20 protein-coding genes are annotated in these 22516 nt (G+C 49.5%); 14 read left to right on the forward strand and 6 right to left on the reverse strand.

Annotation, left to right across the window (positions count from 1 at the left end; translation table 11 throughout):
* Positions 1-86: 86 nt before the first annotated feature.
* Positions 87-1544 carry a patatin-like phospholipase family protein gene (locus O3661_RS07345; RefSeq protein WP_371492861.1) on the reverse strand — a complete coding sequence of 486 codons (1458 nt, stop codon included), beginning with the start codon at positions 1542-1544 and terminating at the stop codon, positions 87-89.
* Positions 1545-1684: 140 nt separating this feature from the next.
* Here O3661_RS07345 and recO point away from each other — a divergent pair, with 140 nt between their 5' ends.
* The 10 genes from recO (at position 1685) to O3661_RS07395 (ending at position 13671) form a co-directional block, all read left to right on the forward strand.
* Positions 1685-2428, forward strand: coding sequence for a DNA repair protein RecO (gene recO / locus O3661_RS07350; protein WP_371492862.1), 744 nt, complete (start codon positions 1685-1687; stop codon positions 2426-2428).
* Positions 2429-2497: 69 nt separating this feature from the next.
* Positions 2498-3226 (forward strand): pyridoxine 5'-phosphate synthase, encoded by a 729-nt coding sequence (gene pdxJ, locus O3661_RS07355; RefSeq protein ID WP_070814162.1) that lies wholly within the window; start codon positions 2498-2500, stop codon positions 3224-3226.
* A gap of 88 nt (positions 3227-3314) precedes the next feature.
* A complete protein-coding gene (acpS, locus tag O3661_RS07360; protein ID WP_003686416.1) occupies positions 3315-3692 on the forward strand; it encodes a holo-ACP synthase in 378 nt (125 codons plus the stop codon).
* A gap of 153 nt (positions 3693-3845) precedes the next feature.
* Positions 3846-4646: an NUDIX domain-containing protein gene (locus O3661_RS07365; RefSeq protein ID WP_371492877.1), complete on the forward strand. Its 801-nt coding sequence runs from the start codon at positions 3846-3848 to the stop codon at positions 4644-4646.
* A gap of 1 nt (position 4647) precedes the next feature.
* Entirely contained in the window at positions 4648-5070 is a 423-nt protein-coding gene (locus O3661_RS07370; RefSeq protein WP_371492865.1) for a hypothetical protein, read from the forward strand.
* A 765-nt stretch (positions 5071-5835) separates the two neighbouring features.
* On the forward strand, positions 5836-6711 hold the full coding sequence (gene prpB, locus O3661_RS07375; protein WP_039862334.1) for a methylisocitrate lyase: 876 nt from the start codon (positions 5836-5838) through the stop codon (positions 6709-6711).
* 84 nt (positions 6712-6795) lie between these two features.
* Complete coding sequence (prpC, locus tag O3661_RS07380) at positions 6796-7950, forward strand: 2-methylcitrate synthase (protein WP_371492867.1); 1155 nt, start codon at positions 6796-6798, stop codon at positions 7948-7950.
* A 401-nt stretch (positions 7951-8351) separates the two neighbouring features.
* On the forward strand, positions 8352-10958 hold the full coding sequence (gene acnD / locus O3661_RS07385; RefSeq protein WP_128582363.1) for a Fe/S-dependent 2-methylisocitrate dehydratase AcnD: 2607 nt from the start codon (positions 8352-8354) through the stop codon (positions 10956-10958).
* Between the two features lie 117 nt (positions 10959-11075).
* Entirely contained in the window at positions 11076-12245 is a 1170-nt protein-coding gene (gene prpF, locus O3661_RS07390; protein WP_049330884.1) for a 2-methylaconitate cis-trans isomerase PrpF, read from the forward strand.
* A 214-nt stretch (positions 12246-12459) separates the two neighbouring features.
* Positions 12460-13671, forward strand: coding sequence for an acetate kinase (locus O3661_RS07395; RefSeq protein WP_311457626.1), 1212 nt, complete (start codon positions 12460-12462; stop codon positions 13669-13671).
* A gap of 73 nt (positions 13672-13744) precedes the next feature.
* On the opposite strand, the gene purM is transcribed toward O3661_RS07395, so the two are convergent.
* Entirely contained in the window at positions 13745-14779 is a 1035-nt protein-coding gene (purM, locus tag O3661_RS07400) for a phosphoribosylformylglycinamidine cyclo-ligase (RefSeq protein WP_003686290.1), read from the reverse strand.
* Positions 14780-14982: 203 nt separating this feature from the next.
* On the opposite strand from purM, the gene O3661_RS07405 reads away from it, so the two are divergent.
* Entirely contained in the window at positions 14983-16053 is a 1071-nt protein-coding gene (locus O3661_RS07405; protein ID WP_371492868.1) for an AI-2E family transporter, read from the forward strand.
* A 65-nt stretch (positions 16054-16118) separates the two neighbouring features.
* On the forward strand, positions 16119-16835 hold the full coding sequence (locus O3661_RS07410) for an S-methyl-5'-thioinosine phosphorylase (protein ID WP_371492869.1): 717 nt from the start codon (positions 16119-16121) through the stop codon (positions 16833-16835).
* A 46-nt stretch (positions 16836-16881) separates the two neighbouring features.
* Here the strand turns inward: O3661_RS07410 and O3661_RS07415 are convergent, their stop codons facing one another.
* From O3661_RS07415 to O3661_RS07425, 3 genes are all read right to left on the reverse strand, one after another.
* On the reverse strand, positions 16882-17376 hold the full coding sequence (locus tag O3661_RS07415; protein WP_049328665.1) for a hypothetical protein: 495 nt from the start codon (positions 17374-17376) through the stop codon (positions 16882-16884).
* A 145-nt stretch (positions 17377-17521) separates the two neighbouring features.
* Entirely contained in the window at positions 17522-17956 is a 435-nt protein-coding gene (locus tag O3661_RS07420; RefSeq protein WP_371492870.1) for a hypothetical protein, read from the reverse strand.
* Complete coding sequence (locus O3661_RS07425; RefSeq protein ID WP_371492871.1) at positions 17949-19256, reverse strand: homoserine dehydrogenase; 1308 nt, start codon at positions 19254-19256, stop codon at positions 17949-17951. The genes O3661_RS07420 and O3661_RS07425 overlap by 8 nt, the downstream gene beginning before the upstream one ends.
* Before the next feature lie 206 nt (positions 19257-19462).
* Here O3661_RS07425 and O3661_RS07430 point away from each other — a divergent pair, with 206 nt between their 5' ends.
* The gene (locus tag O3661_RS07430; protein ID WP_371492872.1) at positions 19463-19837 is read left to right on the forward strand and encodes an Mth938-like domain-containing protein; all 375 of its coding nucleotides are present in this window, start codon (positions 19463-19465) and stop codon (positions 19835-19837) included.
* Between the two features lie 251 nt (positions 19838-20088).
* Positions 20089-22044: a PAAR-like domain-containing protein gene (locus tag O3661_RS07435; RefSeq protein ID WP_371492873.1), complete on the forward strand. Its 1956-nt coding sequence runs from the start codon at positions 20089-20091 to the stop codon at positions 22042-22044.
* 62 nt (positions 22045-22106) lie between these two features.
* On the opposite strand, the gene O3661_RS07440 is transcribed toward O3661_RS07435, so the two are convergent.
* Positions 22107-22516, reverse strand: a 410-nt coding sequence (locus O3661_RS07440) for a transposase (RefSeq protein WP_371492874.1), incomplete at its 5' end; no start/stop codon positions are given.

A 22516-nucleotide genomic window follows, 5' to 3' on the forward strand; every position in this document is an offset into this window, starting at 1 on the left:
TTTTGATATTTTTTTCAGACGGCCTTTATCTCTGAGGCCGTCTGAAGGGGTTGAAATCTATTTGTCTATTTTAACAGAGCAATACTTTATGGGACAGATTGTTTCTGTGTTTCTTTTTCGTTTAACAGTTTGAAATCTTTAGCGTCTGGTGGCGGTTCGGCAAAGATGGCGTCGGGATTGTGGTGCGCTGCAAATTCTGTCAGCAGGTTGCGGTAGTCCAACGATTGTTTCATCAGTTCGGCAGCGGCGGTGCGCAGATTGTCCACGTCTTCCGGTGGCAGATAGAAACTGGTCGGGATATTCAATACCTTGTCCCTCAGCTGGGATGGCGGAAGGTCTTTGAGATTCAGGCTGACGAAAGAGAAATAGATGTTTTCATTCTGTTTGTCTTTATTCCACTGATCGACGAAGGCACGGAAACGGCGCAGGGATTCTTGCGAGTTTTGGTCGATGGGAATATTGACGATAGAGGAGACGACGTCGCGGAAACCGGGAACGGCCGCGGTTTTGTCCAAATTGCTGCTGACTTGGTTTTGCGCATTGACGTTGATGACGACGATATGGCGGATGTTGTTTTGCAGGATTTTGTTTGTCAGGATTTTTTCCGGGTACATTTCCGTCATATCCAAAAGGCTGCGCATACCCAGATTGTCGGTCAGGCCGCCGTCTATCAGGTGGATGTAGGGTCGGTTTTTCCCATCTGCGTATTTTTGGAAGCGCTCGTAAAATTCTTTTATGGTGCGGCTTTGTTGTCTGCCTGTTTCACTGTCGTCTGCATCTTCGATTTTGATCGGCGGCGTGTAGCTACAGCGTCCGCCGTTGTTGTTTAGGGTGATCGGTGCAAATACCATAGGCACGGAGCTTGAAGCTGCGACGGCGCGGGCAAGTCGCAAGTCGCCCAAGTCGATACACATCGGGTCGAAATATTCCTGCGTGAAATTGAAACGCTCGCCTATGCCCATATCGGTGGCGGAAATGATGGCAAACGGGCCTTTGGCATTTTTTTCCAAATCACGGAAAGTGGTTTTGCCGAAAAGGTAGTTTTCAAACTGCTCCTGTAACAGATCGCCGCGTCCGTATTCAGGCGAGGCCAGTCGGGGCAGGTTGGACATGGAAAATGCCTGTTTGACGACTTGGCGTTGGAAGTTTTGATGCAGGAAGCGTTTGTAAAACAATGGGATGGTGTCTTCGCCTTTCAATGCGAAATAGGCGGCCAAAACTGATCCGCCGGATACGCCGACCACCACATCGACATTCGACATCAAAGACTGTTTTTTACCGCCGATGGTAATCTGTTGCTTATGAAGCTGCTCCAACACGCCATAACCCAAGGCCGCCGCGCGCGTACCGCCGCCGGAGAACATCAACACAATAAGCGTATCGTCTTCGTCGTTGCGCTGAAGCCGGCTGGTTTCAAAGCGGTAGCCGCGTTTTAGGTCGACCGTATCAATACCGGCGACAGGCTGATATTTCACCAGCGAGCAGGCGGATAATAGGGCTGCGGAGAGCAGGGAAAGAGTGGATTTAAAAGGGAATTTCGGCATAAACACAGGAAGGTCGGTTGTTCATTCAAAACGGATTATAAAGGTTTTCAGACGGCCTTTATAGAAGGTAGACTTTCAGACAGCCTTTTTGTGTCGATTTTCCGTTATAATCGACACAATCTTTGTCTTTCCAAACCCTTATGGCGCAACCGAACCGCATCAACCACGAACCTATCTTTCTGCTTGCTTCCGCCCCTTGGCGCGAGAGCAGCTTGTGGGTGGAGGCCTTCAGCCGCCGTTATGGACGCGTGGCTTTGTTGGCCAGAAGCGCGCGCAAACGGCAGAGCGAATTGCGCGGCGTGTTGGTGCCGTTTGTGCCGGTGAGCGCGTCTTGGTATGGTTCTCAAGAGTTGAAGACCCTGCATCGCGCCGAATGGATAGGCGGTTGGCCGCAGCCGCAGGGCAGGGCTTTGTTCAGCGGATTGTATGTGAACGAGTTGATGCTGAAGTTGACCGTCCGCGAAGACCCGTTGCCCGAGCTTTATGATGTTTTGGCAGAGACCATGAAGACCATCTGTTGCGAGGCCAACCACATTGCCGCTTTGCGCCGTTTTGAATGGTCTCTGCTGACACGCTTGGGATTTGCCCCCGATTTGTTTCATGACGGCAACGGTAATGAAATCAACGGCGGAGAAACTTATTGGCTTACGCCGGAAGAGGCTGTGGTTCCCCTAGCCGAGGCCGATCGTTTCCATGCGCTCAATAAGGGCGTTGCTATATTGGGCGCGACGTTAATTGATTTGAGGGAAGGCAGTTTCGTTCATCAGGAAAGTCTGGGGCAGGCTTTGAAAGTGACGCGGCTTTTGATTGACAACCTTCTGCCCGAGGGCATCAAGTCTCGGCAGGTTTTGCAGCAGTTGCAGCAGTTTGGCTTGGGCAGTTGAATTTTTTTCAGACGGCCTTTGATAGGTAATGGCTCAGGCCGTCTGAAACCTTAATGAAAGGACATTATTATGTTGTTAGGCGTAAACATCGACCATATTGCCACCGTCCGCAATGCGCGCGGTACGATTTATCCCAGCCCTGTCGAAGCGGCGCTGATTGCGGAAACCCACGGCGCAGATTTGATTACCATGCACTTGCGTGAAGACCGCCGCCATATTAAAGATGCGGACGTGTTCGCCGTTAAAAACGCCATCCGCACGCGTCTGAATTTGGAAATGGCGCTGACGGAAGAAATGCTGGAAAACGCGCTCAACGTCATGCCGGAAGATGTGTGCCTCGTGCCTGAAAAACGTCAAGAAGTAACTACCGAAGGCGGTTTGGACGTATTGGCGCAACAGGATAAAGTGGCCGAGTTCACTAAAATTCTGACCGATGCAGGCATCCGCGTGTCCTTGTTTATCGATGCCGACAATGCGCAAATCCAAGCTGCTTATGATGTCGGCGCACCCGTTATCGAGTTGCACACCGGTGCATATGCCGATGCGCACAGCCACGCCGAGCAAATAAAACAATTCGAGCGCATTCAAAACGGCGCGCATTACGCCAGCGATTTGGGTTTGGTCGTCAACGCCGGACACGGCCTGACCATTCACAACGTAACGCCGATTGCTCAAATTCTCGCCATCCGCGAGTTGAACATCGGTCATTCGCTGATTTCCCAAGCACTCTTCCTTGGCCTGCCAGAAGCTGTCCGCCAAATGAAGGAAGTCATGTTCAGAGCCAGAATGCTGCCTTAACGGCAACAGCTATACCGGCTAAGGCAATTGGCTTTGGCCGGTATCCACACTTTCAGACGGCCTGACTATTTAAACAAGGAGCAGACCCATGATTTACGGAATAGGCACGGATATTGTTTCTCTTAAACGCATTATCCGCCTGAACAAAAAATTCGGACTGGCATTTGCGCAACGCATTCTCAGTCCAGAAGAGCTGTTGGAATTTCCGCAGGCAGGCAAACCGGTCAACTATCTTGCCAAACGCTTTGCCGCCAAGGAGGCTTTTGCCAAAGCCGTCGGTACGGGCATACGCGGCGTGGTGTCTTTCCGCAATATCGGTGTCGGACATGACGCATTGGGCAAGCCTGAATTGTTTTTTGCACCGGCTTTGACCAAATGGCTGGAAGAACAGGGGATTCGAAGCTGTCATCTGAGCATGAGCGATGAAGAGGATACCGTTATGGCTTTTGTGATTGCGGAAAAATAAGGCCGGATTTAAGTATTCTGAAATAGAGCATCCTTTTCAGACGGCCTGAAGGGTTAGGTATTTGTTGAAGGTCGGGCGTATAGGCCCGACATCGTTTTTTTACGCATAAATCGGCAGGTGTCGCCGCCTGCCGCATATAAGAATAATCTCATGATGACTGAAGACACACGTCCATTGGTGCAAGTGGTTGCCGGAATTTTGCTCGACCAAAACGGCCGCTACTTGCTCAGTTCGCGCCCAGAGGGCAAGCCGTATGCTGGCTATTGGGAATTTGCCGGTGGCAAGGTTGAGGCAGGCGAAAGCGATTTTCAAGCTTTGCAACGCGAGTTTGAAGAAGAACTCGGCATCCGTATCCTTGCCGCTACGCCGTGGCTGACCAAAGTCCATTCCTACGAACACGCACATGTACGCCTGCATTTTTTATGGGTGGAAGCCGACCAATGGACAGGCGAAATCCAATCGAGGGAAGGGCAGAAATGGGCTTGGCAAAAGGCAGGGGATTTTACCGTTGCGCCGATGTTGCCAGCCAATAGCGCATTATTACGCTCCCTATCCATTCCGCGCCAGCTTCAAGGCCGTCTGAAAAGCGGCTTGAGCGGTCAAAACAGCATGGGCGAATATCATGTTGCGCCATATGGATTGGCTCATCAAACCGCCTCTGCCGTATTGCTGGATTTTGCCGATTGGCAACAAGGCAAGCCGATAGAAGCGCCCAGCGTATGGCCAATCATTGAAAACGCCGAACAATGGCAGCAGGCGCAAAATGCCGATGCTGTCGTTTGGAAAGTAGCGAATGAAGCGGCAGCCAAGCAAGTTGTCGATATTTTGGCGCAAGGCGTGGCTATGCCGCTGATTGTGGCTGCTCCGAAAAGTATCATTTCCATTTATCGCGAGCAGTGGCAGAGCATGGGTGTGCATGCTGTTTTGACCGATAATGACATTGAGGCCGTCTGAAATGAGTAAAAATCAAAAGCTTCTGATTGCCGCTGTTTTACTGATTGTGTTCGCGGCGGCCAAACTGTTGCTCCTGGATTGGTGGCAGCGGCAACAGATAAAAGCGAATGTAGTCGAATGTAGTCTGACACAAGGCTGCGTTCTACCTGACGGTTCAACAGTACGAGCGACCTCCATCAATACACACGAGCCTTTCGATATTGTAGTGGAGAATGTGCCGAAGAATACGGGTGCGGTCAGTATCAGTTTCAGTATGAAAAACATGGACATGGGCTTCAATCGCTATAACCTGACGCAACAATCGCCGCAAAGTTGGCAGGCTACACAAATCCGCTTGCCGTTTTGCGTCGAAGGCCGCCATGATTACACTGCCGACATTACCATTGGCAAACAGACTTTTCAGACGGCATTTAGTGCAGAGTAGTCATCATGCAAAGGCCGTCTGAAAATTTAAAGGCAAAAATTTTAATTTTTTCAGACGGCATATTTAAAAGTTCCTTATAAATGAATCAATTATAAATTATTTTTAGGCAGATTGTTTACAATCATTCTGACTATCAGCCCAAAGTACAAAACGGACAGAAGCTAGGCCACATAAGGATTTGATGTGGTGCAGCCTGTCCGTTTTTTACATTTGTTGTAAAAAAATCGTTTATTAATAACTGAATTTTTTATAATTTTTTTGAAAAAAGTGTTTGACAAGACCGGTTTTATTTTTTAAATTTGTTTCCATAAATAAAAACTACATCGCACTACAAAGGAACATCATCATGAATCTGTATCAAACCACTCTCTCTTGTTATAGATTTTCTCCCATCTCTGCCGCTCCCGTCGCCGCCAGTTTATTGGCAGTCCCGACGGTCTGAAGGCTCTCGACCCGAATCCAGTTTCCGTATTCCTACAAACGCTTCGGGTTTTAAAATATCTGTATCCCCAACAGCATTCATATACTAATTAATAAAAATTAAAAAACGTATACCTTCGCTTCAGCCTTATTGTATTTATTAGTTTTGATAACTATTTGTATTTATTGATTTTAAATTTTCAGATAGTTGATGATTGAAATTTTACAGGCCGTCTGAAAACAGTTTTTAGAACGATTGTTTCTTTTTAAACGGCTCGTTTCAAGTTGTGAAAAAACTGAGCCGTCCGATTAATACTGAAAAAAAGTCTATAAAGGAGAAATATGATGAGTCAACACTCTGCCGGAGCACGTTTCCGCCAAGCCGTGAAAGAATCGAATCCTCTTGCCGTCGTCGGTTGCGTCAATGCTTACTTTGCACGATTGGCCACCCAAAGCGGTTTCAAGGCGATTTATCTGTCCGGCGGCGGCGTGGCAGCCTGCTCTTGCGGTATCCCTGATTTGGGTATTACCACAATGGAAGATGTACTGATTGACGCACGACGCATTACGGACAACGTGGATACGCCTCTGCTGGTGGACATTGATGTGGGTTGGGGCGGTGCATTCAATATTGCCCGTACCATTCGCAACTTTGAACGTGCTGGTGTTGCAGCGGTTCACATCGAAGATCAGGTAGCGCAGAAACGCTGCGGCCACCGTCCGAACAAAGCCATTGTATCTAAAGATGAAATGGTCGACCGTATCAAAGCTGCCGTCGATGCGCGCGTTGATGAGAACTTCGTGATTATGGCGCGTACCGATGCGCTGGCGGTAGAAGGTTTGGATGCCGCTATCGAACGCGCTCAGGCTTGTGTCGAAGCCGGTGCAGACATGATTTTCCCTGAAGCCATGACCGATTTGAAAATGTACCGCCAATTTGCAGATGCAGTGAAAGTACCTGTATTGGCCAACATTACCGAGTTTGGTTCCACTCCGCTTTATACCCAAAGCGAGCTGGCTGAAAACGGCGTGTCACTGGTGCTGTATCCACTGTCATCATTCCGCGCAGCAAGCAAAGCCGCTCTGAATGTTTATGAAGCGATTATGCGCGATGGAACTCAGGCCGCAGTGGTTGACAGTATGCAAACCCGTGCCGAGCTGTATGAGCATCTGAACTATCATGCCTTCGAGCAAAAACTGGATAAATTGTTTCAAAAATAAGTAACCGCTTTCAGACGGCCTTTCAACAAATCCGCATCGGCCGTCTGAAAAATAAAACCCACAAAAATACAAAGGAGAAATACCATGACTGAAACTACTCAAACCCCGACTTTCAAACCTAAAAAATCCGTTGCGCTTTCTGGCGTTGCGGCCGGTAATACCGAATTGTGTACCGTTGGCCGTACCGGCAACGATTTGAGCTATCGCGGTTACGACATCTTGGATTTGGCACAAAAATGCGAGTTTGAAGAAGTCGCCCACCTGCTGATTCACGGTCATCTGCCCAACAAATTCGAGCTGGCCGCTTATAAAACCAAGCTCAAATCCATGCGCGGCCTGCCTATCCGTGTGATTAAAGTTTTGGAAAGCCTGCCTGCACATACCCATCCGATGGATGTGATGCGTACCGGCGTATCCATGCTGGGCTGCGTTCATCCTGAACGTGAAAGCCATCCGGAAAGTGAAGCGCGCGACATCGCCGACAAACTGATTGCCAGCCTCGGCAGCCTCCTGCTGTACTGGTATCAATATTCGCACAACGGCAAACGCATTGAAGTTGAAAGCGACGAAGAGACCATCGGCGGTCATTTCCTGCACCTGTTGCACGGCAAACGCCCAAGCGAATCACACATCAAAGCCATGCACGTTTCACTGATTCTGTATGCGGAACACGAGTTCAACGCCTCCACCTTCACCGCCCGCGTGATTGCCGGTACAGGCTCTGATATGTACTCCAGCATTACCGGTGCAATCGGCGCGTTGAAAGGTCCGAAACACGGCGGCGCGAACGAGGTGGCTTACGATATTCAAAAACGCTACCGCAATGCCGACGAAGCCGAAGCTGACATCCGCGAACGCATCGGCCGCAAAGAAATCGTGATCGGTTTCGGTCATCCGGTGTACACCATTTCCGACCCTCGCAACGTTGTTATTAAAGAAGTGGCACGCGGTTTGAGCAAAGAAACCGGCGATATGCGCCTCTTTGACATTGCCGAACGTTTGGAAAGCGTGATGTGGGAAGAGAAAAAAATGTTCCCGAATCTGGACTGGTTCTCTGCCGTTTCCTACCAAAAATTGGGCGTACCGACCGCTATGTTCACACCGCTGTTCGTAATTTCCCGTACAACCGGTTGGAGCGCACACGTTCTCGAGCAACGCAAAGACGGCAAAATCATCCGTCCGAGCGCAAACTACACAGGCCCTGAAGATTTGGCATTTGTGGAGATTGAAGACCGCTAATACGCGTAACAGCAGGGTGGGCCGCCAGCCCGCCCTATCTCGAAATGCCGTTTGAAAACAATGAATAAATGATGTTTTCGTTTTTCGACGGCCTAGTGCAGTATGCGAGAGAGAGAGCCGGCCGTTTGGAAAACATGCTGCTCTGCTGTCGTCATTCCCATACAGGCAGAAATTCAAAAGTTGAAATGTTCTGCTGTAAAAAGTGCCGAAAAATTTGAGTTTGGATTTCCGTCTATACGGGAATGATGGTAGCGGAGCAGCAATTTTTTTTCATACCGCGAATAGATTTTAGACAACAAGCAATAAAACAGAATTTATAGTTTCAGACGGCATTAAGGTTCGAATCAACAGGCCGTCTGAAACCCCAAAACCAAAAAAAGAATAGATTTAGGAGAACCGACATGACTGCCAACCAACGCTACCGCAAAGCTTTGCCCGGTACGGATTTGGAATATTACGACGCGCGTCAGGCGTGTGAAGACATCAAACCAGGCTCTTACGACAAGCTGCCTTATACAAGCCGTATCTTGGCTGAGAACTTGGTCAACCGCGCAGACAAAGTCGACCTGCCTACACTACAAAGCTGGCTGGGTCAGCTGATTGAGGGAAAACAGGAAATCGACTTCCCCTGGTATCCGGCGCGCGTGGTGTGTCACGATATTCTGGGCCAGACAGCGTTGGTGGATTTGGCAGGCCTGCGCGATGCGATTGCCGAAAAAGGCGGCGATCCTTCCAAAGTGAATCCGGTGGTGCAAACCCAGCTCATCGTCGACCACTCTTTGGCCGTTGAATGCGGCGGTTACGATCCTGATGCCTTCCGCAAAAACCGCGAAATCGAAGACAGACGTAACGAAGACCGTTTCCACTTCATCAACTGGACAAAAACCGCATTTGAAAATGTGGACGTGATTCCGGCGGGCAACGGCATTATGCACCAAATCAACTTGGAAAAAATGTCTCCGGTTGTCCAAGTCAAAAACGGCGTGGCATTTCCTGATACCTGTGTCGGTACAGACTCACATACGCCGCACGTCGATTCATTGGGCGTGATTTCCGTAGGCGTGGGTGGTTTGGAAGCCGAAACCGTGATGTTGGGCCGTGCCTCCATGATGCGTCTGCCTGATATTGTCGGCGTTGAGCTGACCGGCAAACGCCAGCCGGGCATTACTGCCACCGACATCGTGTTGGCACTGACCGAATTCTTGCGTAAAGAGCGCGTGGTTGGTGCATTTGTCGAATTCTTCGGCGAGGGCGCAAGAAGCCTGTCTATCGGCGACCGTGCCACCATTTCCAATATGACCCCTGAGTTCGGCGCGACTGCCGCGATGTTCGCTATTGATGAGCAAACCATTGATTATTTGAAACTGACCGGTCGCGACGATGCGCAAGTGAAATTGGTAGAAACCTACGCGAAAACCGCAGGCTTGTGGGCAGATGCCTTGAAAACCGCCGTTTATCCGCGCGTATTGAAATTTGATTTGAGCAGCGTAACGCGCAATATGGCAGGTCCAAGTAACCCGCATGCCCGTTTTGCGACCGCCGATTTGGCCAGCAAAGGCTTGGCAAAACCTTACGAAGAGCCTTCAGACGGCCAAATGCCTGACGGTGCAGTGATTATTGCCGCGATTACTTCATGTACCAATACTTCCAATCCGCGCAACGTTGTCGCCGCCGCGCTGTTGGCACGCAATGCCAACCGTCTCGGCTTGAAACGTAAACCTTGGGTGAAATCTTCGTTTGCCCCGGGTTCAAAAGTAGCCGAAATTTATTTAAAAGAAGCAGGCTTGCTGCCTGAAATGGAAAAACTCGGCTTCGGTATCGTTGCCTTCGCATGTACCACCTGTAACGGCATGAGCGGCGCGCTGGATCCGAAAATCCAGAAAGAAATCATCGACCGTGATTTGTACGCCACCGCCGTATTGTCAGGCAACCGCAACTTCGACGGCCGTATCCATCCGTATGCGAAACAGGCTTTCCTCGCTTCGCCTCCGTTGGTCGTTGCCTACGCGCTGGCAGGCAGCATCCGTTTCGATATTGAAAACGACGTACTCGGCGTTGCAGACGGCCGCGAAATCCGCCTGAAAGACATCTGGCCTACCGATGAAGAAATCGATGCCATCGTTGCCGAATATGTGAAACCGCAACAATTCCGCGACGTTTATATCCCGATGTTCGATACCGGCACAGCGCAAAAAGCACCAAGCCCGCTGTACGACTGGCGTCCAATGTCCACCTATATCCGCCGCCCACCTTACTGGGAAGGCGCACTGGCAGGGGAACGTACATTAAGAGGCATGCGTCCGCTGGCGATTTTGCCCGACAACATCACCACCGACCACCTCTCACCGTCCAATGCGATTTTGGCAAGCAGTGCCGCAGGCGAATATTTGGCGAAAATGGGTTTGCCTGAAGAAGACTTCAACTCTTACGCAACCCACCGCGGCGATCACTTGACCGCCCAACGCGCAACCTTCGCCAATCCGAAACTGTTTAACGAAATGGTAAGAAACGAAGACGGCAGCGTACGCCAAGGTTCTCTGGCACGCGTTGAACCCGAAGGCAAGACCATGCGTATGTGGGAAGCCATCGAAACCTATATGAACCGTAAACAGCCGCTCATCATCATTGCCGGTGCGGACTACGGTCAAGGCTCAAGCCGCGACTGGGCTGCAAAAGGCGTACGCCTAGCCGGCGTGGAAGCGATTGTTGCCGAAGGCTTCGAGCGTATCCATCGCACCAACTTGATCGGTATGGGCGTGTTGCCGCTGCAGTTCAAACCGGGTACCAACCGCCATACCCTGCAACTGGACGGTACGGAAACCTACGACGTTGTCGGCGAACGCACACCGCGCTGCGATCTGACCCTCGTGATTCACCGTAAAAACGGAGAAACCGTCGAAGTTCCGGTTACCTGCCGCCTCGATACCGCAGAAGAAGTGTTGGTATATGAAGCCGGTGGCGTATTGCAACGTTTCGCACAAGATTTCTTAGAAGGAAATGCAGCGTAAGGTAAATCGGGTATCGTCAAAATACCCGGGCTACGCTCAAAAAGGTTTTCAGACGGCCTCGAATGTTTGAGAGGCCGTCTGAAAAAACCATACTAGAAATACAAAGGAGAACTCGAAATGCCGCAAATTAAAATTCCAGCCGTTTACTACCGCGGCGGTACATCTAAAGGCATTTTCTTCAAACGCACCGATCTGCCGGCCGCTGCGCAGGAAGCAGGCGAGGCACGCGACAAAATCCTCTTGCGCGTACTCGGCAGTCCCGACCCTTACGGCAAACAGATTGACGGTTTGGGCAACGCCAGTTCGTCCACCAGTAAAGCCGTGATTTTGGACAAATCCGAACGCGCCGATCACGATGTCGATTACTTGTTCGGACAAGTTTCCATCGACAAACCTTTTGTCGATTGGAGCGGCAACTGCGGTAATCTGACCGCCGCCGTGGGCGCATTTGCCATCGAACAAGGCTTGGTCGATAAATCCAAAATCCCTTCAGACGGCCTGTGTACCGTCAAAATCTGGCAGAAAAACATCGGCAAAACCATTATTGCCCATGTGCCGATGCAAAACGGCGCAGTTTTGGAAACAGGCGATTTTGAGCTTGACGGCGTAACGTTTCCGGCAGCCGAAGTACAAATTGAATTTCTTGATCCGGCCGACGGCGAAGGCAGTATGTTCCCAACCGGCAATTTGGTCGATGAAATTGATGTGCCGAATATAGGCCGTCTGAAAGCCACGCTTATCAATGCCGGCATTCCAACCATTTTCCTGAATGCCGCAGATTTGGGCTACACAGGCAAAGAGTTGCAAGACGACATCAACAACGATGCCGCGGCTCTGGAAAAATTTGAAACCATCCGCGCGTATGGCGCGCTGAAAATGGGTTTGATCAGCGACGTATCCGAAGCCGCCACCCGCGCCCATACTCCGAAAGTCGCTTTTGTCGCCCCTGCGGCCGATTACACCGCTTCAAGCGGCAAAACCGTCAAAGCTGCCGACATCGACTTATTGGTACGCGCACTGAGCATGGGTAAATTGCACCATGCCATGATGGGTACCGCTTCAGTCGCCATCGCTACCGCTGCCGCCGTGCCCGGTACGCTGGTCAACCTTGCAGCCGGAGGCGGAGCGCGTAAAGAAGTCCGTTTCGGGCATCCGTCAGGTACGTTGCGTGTCGGTGCCGCCGCCGAATGTCAGGATGGACAATGGACGGCCACCAAAGCGGTCATGAGCCGTAGCGCACGCGTGATTATGGAAGGACAAGTCCGAGTGCCGGAAGATTGCTTTTAAGTTTTCAGACGGCCGCAGCATTAAACAAGGCCGTCTGAAAACCAAATAAGCAGATTTTAGTCAGGTAGCGATACCTGCAATGGAGATTAGGGTTGGGCATGAAGCCTGACTTAAACATCAAACCAAAGGCAATCTGAAAAGCTCTCAAATGTTTTTGCTCTTTTCAGACGGCCTGAAGCCAAAAAAACAATCAAAAATTCAAAGGAGAAACACCATGTCCAACCAACTCATTCTTGTTCTGAACTGCGGCAGCTCTTCACTCAAAGGTGCCGTTATCGACCGTAAAAACGGTAAAGTTCTCTTAAGCTGTCTCGGCGAACGTTTGGGTACGCCCGAAGCAGTCATTACGTTCAGCAAAGACGGCAAAAAATGCCAAACAGCCTTGACCGGCCGTAACGACCATGCCGGTGCAGTAGGTATGCTGTTGAAAGAGCTTGAAAAACACGGCCTGCACGACCGCATTAAAGCCATCGGCCACCGCATCGCCCACGGCGGCGAAAAATACAGCGAATCTGTTTTGATCGACCAAGCAGTAATGGACGAACTCAATGCCTGCATTCCGCTCGCTCCGCTGCACAATCCTGCCAATATCAACGGCATTTTGGCTGCGCAAGAGCATTTCCCGGGCCTGCCCAATGTCGGCGTGATGGATACTTCGTTCCACCAAACCATGCCGGAGCGTGCCTACACTTATGCCGTTCCGCGCGAATTGCGTAAAAAATACGCTTTCCGCCGCTACGGTTTCCACGGTACCAGTATGCGTTACGTTGCCCCTGAAGCCGCACGTATCTTGGGCAAACCGTTGGAAGACATCCGTATGATTATTGCTCACTTAGGCAACGGCGCATCCATTACCGCCATTAAAAACGGGAAATCCGTTGACACCAGTATGGGCTTCACGCCGATTGAAGGCTTGGTGATGGGTACCCGTTGCGGCGACATCGATCCGGGCGTATACAGCTATCTGACTTCACATGCCGGTTTGGATGTTGCCCAAGTCGATGAAATGCTGAACAAAAAGTCAGGATTGCTCGGTATTTCCGAACTCTCCAACGACTGCCGTTCTTTGGAAATCGCGGCGGACGAAGGCCATGAAGGCGCACGTTTGGCTCTGGAAGTAATGACTTACCGCCTTGCCAAATATATTGCTTCGATGGCTGTGGCTTGCGGCGGCGTAGATGCGCTTGTGTTCACCGGCGGTATCGGCGAAAACTCGCGCAACATCCGTGCCAAAACCGTTTCTTATCTTGATTTCTTAGGTCTGCACATCGATACTAAAGCCAATATGGAAAAACGCTACGGCAATTCAGGCATTATCAGCCCGACCGATTCTTCTCCGGCTGTCTTGGTTGTTCCAACCAATGAAGAGCTGATGATTGCCCACGATACGGCTCAATTGGCCGGCTTTATGGAAGAAGCAGGCTAGGGCGAAGATTTTTCTAGACAATAAACAATAAAAAGTGCGGATTCATCATCCGCACTTTTTAATTACAACTCAATCAAGCCACTTGGGTTTGATGTTCGTCGCCGTTGCGCTCACGAACTGCGCCCAAACGGTAAACAGTTTCGCCTTGTTCGCTCAAGAATGCTTGTACTGCATCGGCATCTTCTTTAGCAATGATAACGACCATGCCGATACCGCAGTTGAAGGTACGGTACATTTCTTGGGTTTCCACATTGCCTGCTTTTTGCAGCCATTGGAACAGTTTAGGCAATTCCCACGCTTTGGCATCGATTTGTGCGACGGTATTTTCAGGCAAAACGCGAGGTACGTTTTCGGTAATGCCGCCGCCGGTAATATGGGCCATGCCTTTAATGGTGAATTTTTCCAAAGCGGCAAGGATAGGTTTCACATACAGGCGGGTAGGGGCGATGATGGCTTCGCGCAAGGTTTTGCCGTTGTCGAATTCCGCATCCAAATCAGGATTGTCGCGCTCGATGATTTTGCGTACCAAAGAGTAGCCGTTGGAGTGTGCGCCGTTGGAAGCCAAGCCCAAAACAACGTCTCCGGCCTGAATGCTGCGGCCGTTGATGACGCGTTCTTTTTCAACCACGCCGACGGCAAAACCGGCCAAGTCGTATTCGCCTTCGGGATACATGCCCGGCATTTCGGCAGTTTCACCGCCAATCAAAGCGCAACCGGATTCTTCGCAGCCTTGGGCAATGCCTTTAATCACATCAGTCGCGCGGGCAACATCCAGCTTGCCGCAAGCGAAATAGTCCAAGAAGAACAAAGGTTCTGCACCTTGAACCAAAATGTCGTTGACACTCATGGCAACCAAATCGATGCCGACGGTATCGTGTTTATCCCAGTCGAAAGCCAGTTTCAGCTTGGTGCCGACGCCGTCCGTACCGGAAACCAATACCGGATTTTTATATTTTTTACCGATTTCGACCAAAGCGCCGAAACCGCCCAAATCACCCAACACTTCAGGGCGCATAGTACGCTTGGCAAAAGGTTTGATGTTTTCGACCAGTTGATCGCCTGCGTCGATATCCACGCCTGCGTCACGATAGCTCAAAGAAGTGCTCATTGGATTTCCTTATTAGGGTATGGGTAGATTGTCGGAGCGTATTTTATCTTAAATTGGAGGATTCATGCTGAATTTTTTGGCATTATTGTCAACAATTTTTATTTTATCTTAATAGTCGTCGCGCGTTCAGACGGCCTTTTTGAATCTGTTATACTGCTTATTTATTTTGAAGACCTTAAGCATCAACTGGGGAACACCTTTTTATGTATCAAAAGAAAGCGCGCGGCGCAAAACCGTGGATTATTATGGCTTGCGTTATCGCAACCTTTATTTGGCTTTTATATGCCTTAGGCGATGTTTTGACGCCGTTTATCGTGGCCGCCGTTTTGGCCTATGTTTTGAATCCCTTGGTCGAGTGGCTGCAATTAAAGCGTATCCGCCGCGCGCCGGCCTCTATGATTATTATGGCGCTTGCTTTGCTGATATTACTGGCGTTGATGCTGATTATTATACCTATGCTGTTAAATCAGTTTAATAATCTGGCCGAACGCCTGCCGCAAATCGTAGGCTTTGTTCAAAACAAATTGCTGCCGTGGCTCAACAGCGTCAGCGGGGATTATATTCAAATCGATCAAGAATCAATCATCGCATGGTTGCAGTCGCATACTGATGAGTTGAGCAATACGCTCAAAGAATGGATTCCTACCTTGATGCGCCAGAGCGGTAACGTGATCAGCGGCGTCAGCAATTTGGTATTGTTGCCTTTGCTGCTGTATTACTTCTTGTTGGATTGGAAACGCTGGTCTTCCGGAATCAGCAAACTGGTTCCACGCCGTTTTATCGAGACCTACACGCGTATCAGTGGCAATATGGACGAAGTCTTAGGCGAGTTTCTGCGCGGCCAGCTGATGGTTATGATGATTATGGGCTTGGTCTATGGCTTGGGCTTGATGCTGGTCGGTTTGGATTCCGGCTTTGCCATCGGTATGATTGCTGGTATTTTGGTATTTATTCCGTATTTGGGCGCATTTACCGGCCTTTTGCTGGCAACAGTTGCCGCGCTTTTGCAATATGGCTCATGGCAGGGTTTGTTGATGGTCTGGGCCGTATTCGGTGTCGGACAATTCTTGGAAAGCTTTTTCATTACGCCTAAAATCGTTGGCGACCGCATTGGTTTGTCTCCATTCTGGGTGATTTTCTCGTTGATGGCTTTCGGACAACTGATGGGTTTTGTCGGTATGCTTGCCGGCTTGCCGCTTGCCGCCGTGACGCTGGTTATATTGCGTGAAGGTGCATCTGCCTATTTCGGCAGCCATTTCTACAAACATAAATAATCGATAATATTAAGGCCGTCTGAAATCTAAGTTTCAGACGGCCATTGATAACAAAGGAAGTCTATATGTTAGCCATTATCGGCGGCAGCGGTTTGACCAAACTGCCGGAACTCGAAATTACCGAACGAAAAATCGTACGCACTCCATACGGCTTAACCAGCAGCCCTATTTTATTCGGCAGGTTGGGGCGCTTGGATATTGTTTTCCTCGCCCGACACGGCTTCAGCCATACCATCGCGCCGCATGAAATCAACTATCGCGCCAATATCTGGGCGTTGCACTCTTTAGGCGTTGAAAACATCATTGCCATTTCTTCAGTCGTCGGTATCAACCCTGATTTTGAAAACGGCAGTTTGGTGCTTCCGGACGATTTGATCGACTATACCTATGGCCGTAAAGATACTTTTTTTGAAGGCCAAGAATGCCCGGTTGTCCATACCGATTTTTTCAACCCTTATTGCAATGAATTGCGACAAAAGTTGTTAAATATCACGAAAGCGCACAATGTTCCGATTTACGATTCCGCCGTTTATGGCTGCCTGCAAGGTCCGCGCCGTCCAACCCGCGCAGAAATCGCCCGTTATCGACGTGACGGCGTAGATGTACTCGGTATGACCGGTATGCCCGAAGCTGTTTTGGCCAGAGAGTTGAAAATGGCCTATGCCCACTTTTGTAGCGTCAGCAGCATTGATTGCTTTGATAGCGGAGTAGGTACTGAGGGCTGTAATGAACAGACTTCTATGGCGATGACGAAAATCCGACAATTATTGAATGGTTTGTAATTGATCATGCCGTCTGAAATGATGTTTTCAGACGGCATTGTTTTAGTTAAGAAGCCGTTTCACGCGCCCAATGAGGCAGGGAAGCTTTTTGTTTGCGGAACGAGGCAAGTTGCATGCCCCGACATTTTTCAAAAATCAATTCGACCCCGCTTTGCAGCTGTAAAATCAAATTGGTATGCGTTTCCGTTTTAATAAAGTCAATATTGCGTTGTACCAAGCGCTGAATGACGGCATAAACATCAAGGCAGCCATTTGCAAAAAACCACGGATTCAACTTTACCCAACGGCCGCCGCTTAATGCAGCATCAGGTTGAAAATCAGCACGAATTTGTGTCAGTCGATTGTCGGAGAAATGCAGTTCGATATCTCCATAAAGCCAAATATTCCAGCCTTTTTGTACCAACAAGCCTTTAGGGACGCAATCAGGCGCAGGAAACATCTGCAAAATAGACTCTGCCGATTGTCCGATTTCCAGATAGTCAAATCGGCCGGTATACAAAAAATCATAAATATCAACGGCAATAGGAAAGTGGTAACGCATGGTAACAACCATAGAAAAGCAATTAACCAAGCTATCTTAAACTTAAAATATAATGAAATCAATTCTTATTACTGTTTATCTAATATAAGAAAGGCCGTCTGAAATTCCAGACAGCCTTGTATCTTTGGTTTAAACCGATATTTGTTTACTCAGCCCTTAAATCAGCTACGCATTGCTTATCGCGTGCCTCAAAAGCTTCCGCGCCACCCAAGAGTTTGAGTTGCTCCTCTGGGCTGATTTTGCCGAAGTTTCGAATTTGCTCATCAGAGAGTTTGCTTAAAGGCTGATCCCACATGCAGACGCAATAGTCTTGAGCTAATTTCTCGTTTTGCGCATCCAAACCTTTTGCCTTCAAATCAGCTTGCCATTTTTCAGCAAAAGGAATGTTTTTCACGCAAGATTCCACTACATTTTGTTTCATCTGCGGCTTGTTCATAGCGCATTGTGAGAGCAGGGCGGTCAGAGCCAGCAAAGACAAAATAATCCATGCCCAAATGCGGATGGTACGGATTTTTGCCTTGGCTTTTTTTCTGGCCGCCAGTTGCTCTTCAGACGGCCTTTCCGTTTGTTGCTCAGTCATGCAGGCTTTCCATGCGGATCATGGTGATCGGAGCATCCACGCAACTCAGTGCTTCAATCGCTGCGATAGCACGTTTGACATTGTGTTCCACCGTGGTGTGGGTCAGAATCACGATTTCGGCAGTGCTTTGATTAATCACGCCTTTTTGAATCAAAGCCTCGATAGAAACATTTTCTTTGGCCAAGAGTGCGGCAATTTGACCCAAAGTGCCAGGTTCGTCAGTTGCTTGAACGCGCAGATAGTAGCTGCTGGTGATTTCATCCATAGGCAGAATATTTTGCGCTTGAACTTGCGAAGGTTGGAATGCCAAGTGAGGGACGCGATGGTCAGTTTCTGCTTCAATCAGGCGGGCAATATCAATGATATCGGCAACCACGGCAGAAGCCGTTGGCAATGCACCGGCGCCCGCACCGTAATACAAGGTTTCACCAACCATATCGGCATTGACACGGACAGCATTCATCACACCGTTAACGTTTGCCAGTAGACGGCTTTCAGGAATCAGAGTAGGGTGTACACGCAACTCGATGCCTTTGTCGGTTTTACGGGTAATACCCAACAACTTGATACGGTAGCCAAGTTCTTCAGCGTATTTGATATCGCGGCTGTCGAGTTTGCTGATGCCTTCCAAATAGCAGGCAGAAAAGTTCATCGGCGTACCAAATGCCAATGCGCTCATAATGGTGATTTTATGGCCGGCATCATGACCTTCGATATCAAAAGTAGGGTTAGCTTCTGCATAGCCCAAAGCCTGAGCTTCTTTCAATACGTCTGCAAATGCGCTACCTTTTTCACGCATTTCAGTCAGAATGAAGTTGCTGGTACCATTAATAATACCGGCGATACTGCGGATTTGGTTCGCAGCCAAGCCTTCACGCAAAGCCTTGATAATAGGGATACCGCCGGCAACAGCAGCTTCAAACTGTACCATGACATTTTTTTCTTCCGCCAAAGGGAAAATTTCATTGCCGTATTCAGCCAGCAGTTTTTTATTGGCAGTAACAATGTGTTTGCCGTTTTCAATCGCTTTCAATACCGCATCTTTGGCAATACCGGTGCCACCAAACAATTCAACAACAACATCAACATCTTGATGTTGAACCAGCTCAAACGGATCTTTGATAAAAGCAGCATTTGGGCAAATTTGTTTGGCTTTTTCTTCGCTCAAATCACAAACAGCAGAAATACGGACTTCACGTCCCAAACGGCGGCTGATTTCCGCAGCGTTGTCCTGCAATACAGTAGCTGTACCGCCACCGACTGTACCCAAACCTAAAAGACCGATATTTACTGGCTTCATTGTGTCTCCTTTTGAGCCGATACTTTAAAATAATCACGAAAAACCAAGGCTTGTTATAATCGCTTGCAATCGTAAATTCAGAGCAAAGCATCAATGCACAAGGTCAAACGTTGAATCCTACCTGATATTGCTTGATTTTGCACCTTTTTTTGCAAGTTTCCCAAGGCCGTCTGAAAAATCGTTCTACCATAAAAACAGGAATTGCTATGAAAATCACAGAAAACCATATCGATGAAGCCACATCATTTTTTTCATCCTCACAAGGCATATTGCAAATCGGTGAACAAACATACTCAGAACCTATTTGCTGGCAAGATAGCAAAGTGAGCATCATTCCTCAAACAACCATCGGAGAATTAAACGAACAAATTTTTATATCAGCAATTGAAACAGCAGAAAACCGTCCAGAAGTCATTATTATAGGTACAGGAGAAAAACAAAAATTTCTGCATCCCAAAATTGCTGCAGTCTTATCAGCCTACGGAATCGGCTTCGAATGCATGAACACAGCCTCAGCTTGCCGAACTTTAGTTTTGCTGCAAGGAGAAGGCCGAAGCGCATGGGCTTGGTTGTGGCCATAATTTGAAGAAAAGACTACTGTATCATGCTAGCTCAGGTTCGCATAATTTATATTATGTTAAATTTATAATGCTAGTATTTCAGCCTGTTAACTCCTGTTTTTCCTAGTCGTACAATAACTTTTACAAAAAGCTTACCTGAAATTTTTCAGATGACCTTTTTACGCTTTTCTTTTCATATCTAAATAAAGTAAGATTCAGTCAACGGATATTAATCTTCATATCACCATCCAATCTCTGGAGTAAAGCACCCCATGGCCGTCAATAAAATCGCCCGTAAAAGCAGCAAGTTCCGCGTTGTCTTTACCGTCCCCGATTTCTGTTGGCCGCCTCCTCCCGCTCCGCCTTCCGTTCCACCCATCCCCTTCCCACTCTTTGCCGACCTCGGCGGTGCCAAGACCGTTGCCAAAGACGTACGCCTCAACCGCAAACCTACTTTTGTCTTTAATGCCAGTAAGACGGATAAAACTTATGGCGACGAAATCGCCCTTCCGGGCCGTAAAGGGGTAAAGAGCCGTACTGCCACCAAGCCAGCCTGGCCGATGCGTCATTCTTCCTCGGTTAAAATCCGCAAACGCTATATCGTGCGTACCGGCGATATGTTCCATATGAACGGCAAGTTCAGCAAAAGACTCCCCCCTAAAACCTGTTTGTCCTGTAAGGGTGCGGTAGGTGCCGGCCGTCCGGTCAATCCGATACACGGTTTGAAGTTTTTGGAGGGTGAAGCCGACTTTGCCTTTGAAGGCATTTTGCCGCTGGTATGGAGCCGCAGCTATTATTCCGACCAAGACGGTACTGGCTGGCTCGGCGAGGGTTGGAGCGTACCGGGCTGCCAGCGCATCATCCGTGATGCGGCCGGATTGAACGAAAACCATCAGCCCGACCGGATTACCGACTGCTCGGGTTACGAAACCAAACTCTCTTATACCCCCGAAGGACAGTTGGCGCGTATTACCGATGCGCTGGGGCAGCACACCGAATACCACTACGACGCCGACCAAAACCTCACCCTCGCCCTCTATCCCGACGGCAGCAAAGAGACCTTCGGCTATGATGGTGCAGGTCGTCTGACCACCCATACCGATGCCGAAGGCCATACCACTTCCTACGAATACGGCCAGGACGGCCTGCCGACCCAACGCACCAATGCGCTGGGCCATACCTTCGGCTACCATTACGACCAAGCCCGCCGCTTAGTCGGCCTCACCAATGAAAACGGTGCGCGCTACCGCTTTGCCTACGACATCCTCGACCGATTGATTGCAGAAAGCGGTTTCGACCATAAGCTGACCGGCTACCGCTACAATGCCGGCAACGAACTGATTGAACAGCGTGAATTCGGCGACGAAGCCTCCCTTGCCGCCAAACTGATGGCGCAGCTGGGCGGACAACCCGTCCCCAAAAAAGAAGCCGCCCCGCTTTCAGACGGCCTCGACAGCCAAACCCCGCTGCGGATTACCGAGTTCAAACGCGATGTATTGGGACGTTTAATCCACACCCTTGCCCGCGATAACGACAAGGTTCAGGAAACCGCTTACCAATACGACCTGGACGGCAACCTCGTCCGCGCCGCCAACAGTCACAGCATTACCTGCTTCGACTACAACGGCAACGGCCAAATCATCGGCCAGCACCAATGGAAAGTACCGGCTAAGGAAGAGAACGCCCGAAACGGATTGCCCGAAACTGACTGGCGCGATGCGCAGTACGATATGCTGTACCTGCCCGTTACCGAAAGCATCCGCTACCACTACGACTTCAACGGCAACCGTACCGCCACCGTCCTGCCCGACGGCAGACAGATCAACTACCTGTATTACGGCAGCGGCCACCTACACCAAATCAGCCTCGACGACGAAGTCATCTCCGACATTGAACGCGATAAGCTGCACCGCGAAATCTACCGCACCCAGGGTAAACTCGCCAGCTGTTACGAACTCGACCCCTTAGGCCGTCTGAAAAAACAAATTGCCGCACTCAACGAGCTGTCGCAGACCGAAACAGCTAAAAATGCAGTAACATCGGTCTATGCCGTCAAACGCAGCTACGGCTACGACCGCACCGGCAACCTGACCTACAGCACCGACCAGCAGACGGGTACGACCCTGTTCGAGTACGACAAACTGAGACCTTTGCAAAAAAGTCCTTCCACCCAACAGTCGAAACCTAAACACAGGTTTTCGGCTGTTTTTGTTTCAAATATCCACTGACTCTACTCAAATACCCTCTTAATCCTCTTGGATACCTGATAATCAGGCATCCGGACCGCCTTTTAGACGGCAACAGACGCACTCAACCTATTGGCGGCTTTCAACAGATTCAAACACATCGCCTTCAGATGGCTTTGTGCACTCACTTTAATCAGTCCGAAATAGGCTGCCCGCGCATAGCGGAATTTACGGTGCAGCGTACCGAAGCTTTGTTCGACCACATAACGGGTCTTCGACAAATATCGGTTGCGTTTGGTTTGTGCTTCCGACAGTGGATGTTTACGGTGGGCTTTGCGCATAATGCCGTCTAACAACTGATGCTCTTCCAGATGTTGCCGGTTTTCCTCACTGTCATAGCCTTTGTCGGCATAGACGGTCGTACCTTTTGGTAAACCTTCCAACAAAGGCGACAGGTGTTTGCACTCATGGGTATTGGCGGGGGTAATGTGCAGTTTCTCGATATAGACTTCCG

It is taken from the genome of Neisseria sp. 20925_1_37 (assembly GCF_041433255.1).
Taxonomy (GTDB): Bacteria; Pseudomonadota; Gammaproteobacteria; order Burkholderiales; family Neisseriaceae; genus Neisseria; species Neisseria flavescens_D.